We start from the raw sequence: 4,928 nt of genomic DNA on the forward strand, positions 1-4,928 counted from the left end.
ATTCCCGCCGGGCTGCCTCGCGAAAATGCGAAGTCCGTTCTACCGCCGCACGCGATCGAACCGGGCGATGCCCTGCTGATCGAACCGGTCAATCTGGAACGCGATCTGCGATTGCCTGCCGATCAAGTCGTGTTGGCCGACGGAACCGTCGACCTCGGCCCGTACGGGCGCGTCGTTGTGGCCGGACAAAGCCTCGAACAAGCCGAGTCGCTGATCGAACAGCAGATCGCATATCAACTGCAACAACAACGACAATCATGCAAACAGTTTGCGAGCGAACAGGACCGCCACGCGATCGACTCGGATACGCTGCCCGCGAACTGTGACGCGATCGCGATCAACGTCAGGATGCTCGAACCGATCCATCGCTACTACGTCCTCGGTGAGGTCAACGCCCCCGGAGCCTACCCGCTGTCGGGATACGAAACCGTTCTCGACGCGATCGTGACCGCCGGCGGTCTGACCAGCAGCTCGAACCCGTGCAAGATCCTGCTCGCCCGCCCGACTGACCCGTGTGATTGTCGAGTAACGTTGCCGGTTTGCTATCGCGAGATCGTGCAGCTCGGCAACACCTCATCGAACTACCAATTGCAACCTGGCGATCGCATCTTCGTTTCGTCTCGGTCCTGTCTGGACGAACTCATGTTTTGGCGAGCCAGCCGCACCTGTTCCCGATGCGAAGGCTGCAACCGCGCCTGCCGAAACCCACCGCTCGTCACCGCTCACCCGATGCCCGCCGCGATCGATACCATGATCCCACCGGGCAGCATCGGATGGATGCGGTTGGCCAACGATCCCCTGCGTCCAGACGACCTCGTCGAACCCGACCAGTACGAGCCAACCAACCCCGCGACATCCAGTGGCGAGCCAACACTACAAGACTACCTCGTTCCCGACGCCTCAGAATCGCTTCCCGAACCCGGCGGCCCCAACATCCCGTCTGACGTCGGGAGCGAAGTGGACGGCGAACTCAACTTCAACGAAACCTTCTGAAAGAACGATAACGTTGGCAACTCTTCGCGCGACCACCACCAACCGAGGTTCGACCTCCTCGTTGGAGTCAACGCTTTCGCCGCTGGGTCGGGACGAAGGACATCGGCTGCCCCCCATCCGAAGCAACAACGCGAAGAATTCTCCCCGGTTGCATTGGGTTTTGCTCGGCGTCACGATGGATGGGGTAACGTCGGTACACTGGGGCGACCGACTCGCACGCCGCTCGAGGCTGGGGAAACGACCGTATGCTGGCACGTTTGAAGACCTTCACGTTGCTCGGAATTGAAGCAATGGCGGTGGATGTCGAAGTCGATATCTCCCCGGCGGCAATGCCCAAAACCATCCTGGTCGGTCTGCCCGATACGGCCGTCAAAGAATCCACCCACCGAGTTGAACGGGCGATCGTCAACAGCGGGTTCATTCGCCCGCAAGACCGAGTCGTCATCAATCTCGCCCCGGGCGACCTTCCCAAACAAGCCCCCTCTTTCGATCTCCCCGTCGCGTTGGGTGTCCTCGCCGGCAGCGGTCAACTCGACGCCGAACGGCTCGAAGACTACGCCGTCGTCGGCGAACTCGCACTCGAAGGAATCACCCGACCGATCAAAGGCGTCCTCTCCATCGCGATCGAGGCGGCCAAAGACAAATCGCTCAAAGGCCTGATCGTCCCTTCCGAAAACGCCCCCGAAGCCGCCGTCGTGGAAGACATCGAGGTGATCGCGGTCGACTCGTTGGCGCAGTGCGTTGCGTTCCTCGGCGGCGAAGTCGAAATCCCCGCCGTCCCCAGCCGCATCGATGAACTGTTCGAACGGTTCAGCGAATACGACGTCGACTTTTCCGATGTCCGCGGACAAGAAATGGCCAAACGAGCCATGACCCTCGCCGCAGCCGGCCGCCATAATCTCTTGATGATCGGTCCACCAGGGTCGGGCAAAACGATGCTCGCCAAACGCATCCCGACGATTCTGCCTCAACTCGTTCCCGCCGAATCGATCGAGACGACACGGATCTACAGTGCCGTCGGTCAACTGCCTGCCAAGCAACCGCTGCTTGCCAAACGTCCATTCCGATGCCCGCACCATACCATCAGCGACGCGGGGCTCGTCGGAGGAGGCAGCCCACCATCGCCTGGTGAAATCAGCAAAGCACACAACGGCATAAAGTGCGCTTGAAATGCGGCATTGAATTCTTTTCTTGCCGAAACCCTGAAAAACACGGGGTGAAAACAACAGTGACTGCTGTCGCTAATTTGAAGTTTTCAATGGATTTTCACTGGCTCTGGAACTCGTTTCGGCAACATCAAAACCGTTCGAGTCTTCCCATCGCCGCTGTTTATTCTCATCGGCGGACAACTTCCCTGAGTGTTTCTGGTACTTGGTAACTGGGACAGCACCAAATCCCAACCTTCTTCCAACGGTCCCAGTACGGTCGTCGTTGCGTGACGAAAGTATCGCCCCCATCACGACGGACCAGCTAACGAAACCCAGGTTTGTGATGGGGACCGGTTCTGCGATTGGGAGGTAGTTGAGATGAGCGAAGCATCTTCGAACGACAGCAATCCGACGAGATTCTTCAATCAGCGTGTGATCAGCGTTTGTCCAGTCTGCCATGGGGACGGAATGCTCTGGGAGTGCGACGAGGACAACACGCCCCAAAGGGCTTTGCGATGTGAACAGTGCAACTGTGTCGGTTGTTTGCTCGACATTCCTGATGAATACAAGACGGAGTTGGACCAAGGAGAGGCCCCGTTTTGAAACATCACCAAGGAGCGAGCTATGTCCGACGACCGAACACCAGCGTGGCTGATTCAACTGAGATTTTTCGTACTCTGTTCCCCCGTGGGTATCATCGCAGCGGTTTTGCTAGCGCCGTTCGCTCTACCATTGCTGTTTGGTTTCAGTGTGACGCTTTTTTTGTTTTGGCACGCATCCCGCTTATTTACTAACGGGGTTGTGAGAATGTTTGATCCGCACACGTACAGAGCGATGCGTGAACAAGGGTGCGACCCGTTCTACAACAGTCTTGGTTCTCCGCTGAACAACGATAGTGAGGCGGTCCGACTCTCTGGAATCAAGCCAAACGATTCATGCCCAAGTTGCCAAGAGTCGGTTCGAATCGCACTGAATGTCGCATATCGCTGTCCCAGGTGTGATGCTCATTGGCATGAAAACCACTGGTGGAAGTGGACCGGTTCACAGTGGGTTTTGCTTCAGTAACGCTGATCGGACTCGGAACAGCGGTGCCAGTTCCCGAATGACCGAGTGGTCACGGTCAAGTTCAAGCAATGTGATCAAGGCTTGGCTGGCTAAAATTGGTTCGTCGTAACCAATGATGAACCGCAATGCGGCTACAAACTCTGGATCAAATGCACGCAGACTTTCGACCGCCAGAACCGCAGAAATTCTGACAAGACGATCTTTGTCTTCCAACAACGCTAGAACCACGGACTCGAACGGTTGAACCCAATCATTGCCGTGAGTGTCCGCTGCATAGCAAATGACCGAAAGCACGAGTTGTTTCACATCACTGTCGTTCGATTCCAACGCACCCAGCAGCACGGGGGAACATTCCTCCCAGCCAAATGCGTCAATACGGTTGAAGAGTTCTGCGGCTGTGTGCATCGTCGTGGGATCGGCAAGCAACCGTAGTAACGTTGGTAACTGGTTGATGAATTCTTGCGAATTAGCGTTCAATCGATAGTTCTCCATACTTCGTTAAGCGAGACCAACTTCAAGTGTGGCTCAATTTACCGGTGAGGATTGGACCATGCCAACATGGTCCATCTAGCGATCTGCGGCGATAGCGATTCCAGGGTTTCGAATCATTTGCCGCTAAAGTATCGCTACTCCCAACGTTCAACTGTGAAGATCAACACATGAAGCAAATGTCTTCGATTGCTCAACCTTCCGCACTGCAAATTCACGAATGGATCGACTTCGCCCTTGATCGCAACAAAGTCAATTACTTGTCGAACATGATTCGAGTCCGTTTCAACAAGCGGTTCATTCGAAAGTTCGCTGATGCTGGATACATTGCGGTCCCGCCTCGTGGGATCATTCGACTCAGTCCAAAAATCTGGGAGCGTGCTTCGGATACGGAACGTCGAGAGACAATCATCCACGAAGCATGTCACATCGTCGCATTTCATCTTCACGGCACAGCGATTAAGCCGCACGGTGTTGAGTGGCGACAAGCAATGGAGAACTGTGAAGTGGAACCAGTTCGCTGCCACAATATCCCGTTGATCGGGATCAATCACTTTCACGTGGGAGAATGTCCGAAAGCCGAAGCAGATCGCTGCTCCATCAGTCGCCGAAAACTTGGCGACATGAGGCGAAACGGGACGCTGCTCCATTGCCTGACCTGTGGGTTGCAGGTTGGAATTGAGAACATTGAGACGTGATTGGGGCTTTGGTCTCTGGGCGCCGTCTTGACTTTACGTGTATTCATGATGCTGGGAAGTCAAATGAAACCTTCTGTACCAAACCAACTCAGATTCGGCGGCGATTTTTCGATTTGCCTTTTCGCAGAAGTTTCAGCCCCCACGGCAGCTTGTTCGGGTTAAAGGTTACAAGAAATGCAACAACGCTATTCACTCCACTGCCGGGGCCGGGGAACTGCCGTCCAAATTTTCGTCTGGAATTGTCGGATTGCAAAAAATTGAACACCTTCCGTTCAACTAGCAACTTGGTCCGACGCCACCAAGATTTCTGCTAGTTGAGCGGAAGTCGAAAATGGATTGATCTTTCTTTCGCCGACCGCCTGAGCGATGAACATCTTGACGCTGTCAGGCATAGCGTCCTGTGCCCGGTAAGCAACGTGAAAGGTCCGGTGATCAACAGTTCGATGAAGTAGCAGGGTCATGTACAGGGTGGCGATCTCGTGCGGCATGGGCCATCGAAACCGCATGTAGCTGCTTCCAATGGCACACGCCCAAA

General features: G+C 55.3%; 6 protein-coding genes. 4 read left to right on the forward strand and 2 right to left on the reverse strand.

Annotation, left to right across the window (positions count from 1 at the left end):
- From RSSM_RS21340 to RSSM_RS21350, 3 genes are all read left to right on the forward strand, one after another.
- On the forward strand, positions 1 to 993 hold a 993-nt coding region (locus tag RSSM_RS21340), incomplete at its 5' end, for a polysaccharide biosynthesis/export family protein (RefSeq protein ID WP_044303216.1).
- A 245-nt stretch (positions 994 to 1,238) separates the two neighbouring features.
- Positions 1,239 to 2,162: a YifB family Mg chelatase-like AAA ATPase gene (locus RSSM_RS21345; protein ID WP_008683806.1), complete on the forward strand. Its 924-nt coding sequence runs from the start codon at positions 1,239 to 1,241 to the stop codon at positions 2,160 to 2,162.
- Between the two features lie 357 nt (positions 2,163 to 2,519).
- Positions 2,520 to 2,744: a hypothetical protein gene (locus tag RSSM_RS21350; protein ID WP_008683808.1), complete on the forward strand. Its 225-nt coding sequence runs from the start codon at positions 2,520 to 2,522 to the stop codon at positions 2,742 to 2,744.
- A gap of 438 nt (positions 2,745 to 3,182) precedes the next feature.
- Here RSSM_RS21350 and RSSM_RS21360 read toward each other — a convergent pair whose 3' ends face one another.
- Complete coding sequence (locus RSSM_RS21360; protein WP_201767221.1) at positions 3,183 to 3,683, reverse strand: hypothetical protein; 501 nt, start codon at positions 3,681 to 3,683, stop codon at positions 3,183 to 3,185.
- A gap of 182 nt (positions 3,684 to 3,865) precedes the next feature.
- Here RSSM_RS21360 and RSSM_RS21365 point away from each other — a divergent pair, with 182 nt between their 5' ends.
- Positions 3,866 to 4,393 carry a SprT family zinc-dependent metalloprotease gene (locus RSSM_RS21365; protein WP_008683813.1) on the forward strand — a complete coding sequence of 176 codons (528 nt, stop codon included), beginning with the start codon at positions 3,866 to 3,868 and terminating at the stop codon, positions 4,391 to 4,393.
- A 272-nt stretch (positions 4,394 to 4,665) separates the two neighbouring features.
- On the opposite strand, the gene RSSM_RS21370 is transcribed toward RSSM_RS21365, so the two are convergent.
- A partial coding sequence (locus RSSM_RS21370) for a hypothetical protein (RefSeq protein ID WP_236621292.1) occupies positions 4,666 to 4,928 on the reverse strand: 263 nt, incomplete at its 5' end.

The organism is Aporhodopirellula sallentina SM41 (assembly GCF_000346505.1).
GTDB lineage: Bacteria > Planctomycetota > Planctomycetia > Pirellulales > Pirellulaceae > Rhodopirellula > Rhodopirellula sallentina.